3 protein-coding genes are annotated in these 3,764 nt (G+C 43.6%); all 3 read left to right on the forward strand.

Annotated elements, in window-relative coordinates:
- Positions 1-299 precede the first annotated feature (299 nt).
- The 3 genes from psaI to QRQ56_RS39105 all read left to right on the forward strand — a co-directional run bounded on the left by psaI (position 300) and on the right by QRQ56_RS39105 (position 2,896).
- Positions 300-410, forward strand: coding sequence for a photosystem I reaction center subunit VIII (psaI, locus tag QRQ56_RS39095; protein ID WP_438747099.1), 111 nt, complete (start codon positions 300-302; stop codon positions 408-410).
- Positions 411-1,192: 782 nt separating this feature from the next.
- Positions 1,193-2,215: a hypothetical protein gene (locus QRQ56_RS39100; RefSeq protein ID WP_438747100.1), complete on the forward strand. Its 1,023-nt coding sequence runs from the start codon at positions 1,193-1,195 to the stop codon at positions 2,213-2,215.
- Between the two features lie 102 nt (positions 2,216-2,317).
- Positions 2,318-2,896: a hypothetical protein gene (locus QRQ56_RS39105; protein ID WP_438747102.1), complete on the forward strand. Its 579-nt coding sequence runs from the start codon at positions 2,318-2,320 to the stop codon at positions 2,894-2,896.
- Positions 2,897-3,764: the final 868 nt, after the last annotated feature.

Consider the following 3,764-nt stretch of genomic DNA (forward strand, 5'->3'; position numbering starts at 1 on the left):
GAAGCGGTTCCTCGCAAGCTCCTCAAGAGTTCCGAGGATTCCGGAAAGTAGTACGAATACTCCGGACAGTGCTTCGAATTCCGGAAATCTGCGGATTTCATCTGGAACGGAAGACTCCGACTCCGGCCCGGACTAAAATTTGGATGGACTATAAATTGCTCCACTTTTTCTGACACTCTATTATCTACTTATATCTATTATCAACTTATATCTATTATCTACTTATACTAGATAATAGATATACTTCTCATAAGAGATCTTTCTAACAGGTAAAAATGGAAACTCGAGGTATTCCTTCTATGACAACTTTCAACTTACCCTCTCTTTTTGTACCTTTAGTGGGCCTAGTAGTTCCGGCAATTGCAATGGCGTCTTTATCTCTTCATCTTCAAAAGAACAAGATTCTCTAGATCCGATAGAAGCAAATCCCATCCAGGTCTTTCAAGACCTTCACTTGATCATAATATAGATTCTTGAAATTGGGTACAAGACACGGCTTCCTCCGAACACATACATAAGATCTCTGTCTTATGTATGTGGAACCGTCATCCTGTGGATAAAGGTATTCATTTCATTTTCAGTAGAGCGAGTTTTCATTTCAAATTGATCCGCAGATGTATGAAACCGAAACAGAAGCTACCTATATGTATGTAGATATACATAGTGAGATCCGATAAAGCGGATGCTTTTTTCGATCTTATCTAATCAATTGGATGAATGACTGCTAAAGGTTCACATAATAATCGTGCTAGTTGATGAGAGTGACTTTTGGAACAAAAAAAGGAAAGTAAAAATTCATTTGGGTTATTCTCTCAATTCCAATAAAAAGAAACTGGATCTAGTATGAACTGGCGATCAGAACGTATATGGATAAAACTTATAGCGGGGTCTCGAAAAACCAGTAATTTCTGCTGGGCCTGTATCCTTCTTTATGAGGGGCAATGCCATAACTCTCTACTAGAAACATTGTTCGATTGAAGATCCGGAATTCGAACGATCGAGTAATTACGTAATAAAGTCCATATTGAATAGTTGCAACTTCCCTCTGGCGCGATTTTCTGTTGCCATTAAGAGATATGGATAGAGTAGAAATATCATATAAATATGATTTAGTTCAATCTGAATTTAGGTTTATTCTTTCATACTAGAAGAATAAATATACAAAGGAGACTTCATACCAATAATAATGCACATGCAATTCTCAACCTTACTCAAGTTAGTTGTTCTGGGTGTGGCTCTGCCCCTGTGCTCGTGGCGCGGAGCTCGTCTTTGGAGGAGTTTCTCTTCCCAAAAAGCAAGCCACAGCACCACTTCGACCATGCCTTCTGAAAAAAAAGCAGGAACTAAAGACTCTAAGAAAAAAGCCCTCCTTGAGGACGTAGAATCTCAGGAACTCTTTCGGATTGCCGAAGAGGACCAAACAAGGGATAATGATAATGGGGCGGAATATCGGGACTGCAACTGGTCCCAATGTTTGATTGATGAACTCAACGATCTGATTGAGGGCAGCGAGAAGATAAGTAGAATTATTGAGTCGAGAGTGGATACCATGCGACGTTTGGGGATCGGAGAAGCTCACCTGGAGAGTGACTATAATGCGCTCGAAAGAGAACGCTATTTCCGGGAAACCACAATGGCGGAGATTGATCGCACACTCCTCGATATTGTAACGAAATATCCAGAGATCAAAATGACACATATAGAAAACCGAGCATCGACCTCCAATTTGGGGGAATCGGTTTCCCTCTTGGGCTCGGACGAACTATTATACTTGCAACGCAAACACGCCCGCGCAATCAAAAAAGCACGGGCTGAAAGTGCGAAGCGTGCGCTCCATGAGCGGCGTATTCTGAAGCGGTTCCTCGCAAGCTCCTCAAGAGTTCCGAGGATTCCGGAAAGTAGTACGACTATTCCCGAAAGTGAACCTCATGAAACTGCCCTCCTCGCGGAGGTCCCGCAAGCTAACTGGATCCAAGATGAGGAGCCGATGGAGACGCCCATCGAAGTGAAGGCATGGGCATTGACAAAAGAGCTGATCCTCGCAAAAAGCAAGCTCATCTATGCTAGTTGTGAGAAAAGCTGTACGCTCGAGACCACCCGCGCGGAAATGGAAATGCGCGGGTCCCCCCAATCGGAACTCGACTCCGTGTATTTAGAGATAGACAAGGAAAAGCAGGTTCGTCAAACCACGTTTCATGAAATGGAATCCTTTTAAAGAAAAAAAGCTCTCTTAGAGCATACCCATCCAGTAGTCAGAGACCACCTCGAACAGGGTCATGGTACCGCATTAGATCTGTATAATGCTGAGAATAAAAAGGTGTGGGAAAAGCTCTGCGAGCTCGAATCAATAAATAAGGAGATCAGGCAGACTACCGCGCCGGTTACTTCTGATTCCGAAAGTGAACCTAATCAGAATGCCCGCCTCGCGGAGGTCCGGGAACCTAACGAGGATGCGGATCCGATTGAGACTCCTATCGAAGTGCAGGCATGGGCATTGGCACAAGAACTCATCCGAGCAAAAAGAAAGCTCATCCACGCTAGTTGTGAGAAAAGCTATACGCTCGAGAGCACTTACGCGAAAATGTGCGGGGCCCCCCAATCACAAGTCGACCCCGTGTCTTTTGAGATAGAGAAGGAAAAGCAGGTCCGTAAAACGACGTTTGATGCAATCGCCTCCGTATCAAGACAAATGACTAGCTTCGAGGACACTTATCCTCTAGTCAGAGAAAAGAGAAGGCTAGAACACGGTTATGGGACCGCATTAGCTCTTGATAAGGATGAGAAGAAGCAGAATCGTCTTTTGTGGCAAAAGCTCGGCAAGCTCGAATCTCAAAATACTGCTATCACTCGGACAACGGCTTCTTCAAATTCACAAACTCTTCGGATTGGGGATTAATCGGCCAATCTTGAAAGGTGCAGAGCATACACAAACAAGAATTGAAATTCTTGTTTGTGTATTGCTATTGCTCTTTTTGTGCCTTTCTCTTTTTGTGCCGTTCAGTGGGCCTTTAGTGAGCCTAGTAATTCCGGCAATTGCCAAGCCCAAAATCAATCATTTCGCTCCGATGGAAGCAAATCCCATCGAGTTCTTTCAAGACCTAGACCCGCACTTGATCACAATAGCTCGAAATTAGGGTATAAGATACAGCTTCCTCCGAACACATACATAAGATCTCTTCTTATGTATGTGGAACCGTGAGCTTGAGAGTCAATTGGAATGATAGACAATTGGGTATTGACCAGTCATCTATCTCATCTCAAGTGTCTACTAACATCCAAGAATTCCCCAATGGATTTCAATTCTACGCGTAATCGGAGGTCCGCCTGAGGGATAATGAAAAACTCTCTACTAGAAACATTGTTCGATTGAGGAACCGGAATTCGAACGATCTAGTAATTCAGTAATGAAGTCATTATTGGTTTGATTTGGGAGTTTCCCTATCGCTAGATTTCCGATTGACAAGTTCATTTTGATATGATAGTCTAATACCGTTATTCTATTCCATTCCACCCTTTCATCGAATCCTCTTTTGGATTGAACTTATTTATAGTATAGAGGCCCCTATGGCAAACCCTAAAACACCTCGGCTTATTGCTACGCGTGTTGTGATGAGCGTGGCTCTGCCTCTGTGCACTTGGGGAGGATTTCGCCCTTGGGGCTTTTTCTCTTCCGCAAAAACAAGCGACAGCCCTACTTCCAGTAGGACGAGTATAGTGCTGAAGGACAAAGAGCCCACTGAAGAATCCGATGACACTGCTCTACT

The organism is Bradyrhizobium sp. U531 (assembly GCF_051710265.1).
Classification (GTDB): domain Bacteria; phylum Pseudomonadota; class Alphaproteobacteria; order Rhizobiales; family Xanthobacteraceae; genus Bradyrhizobium.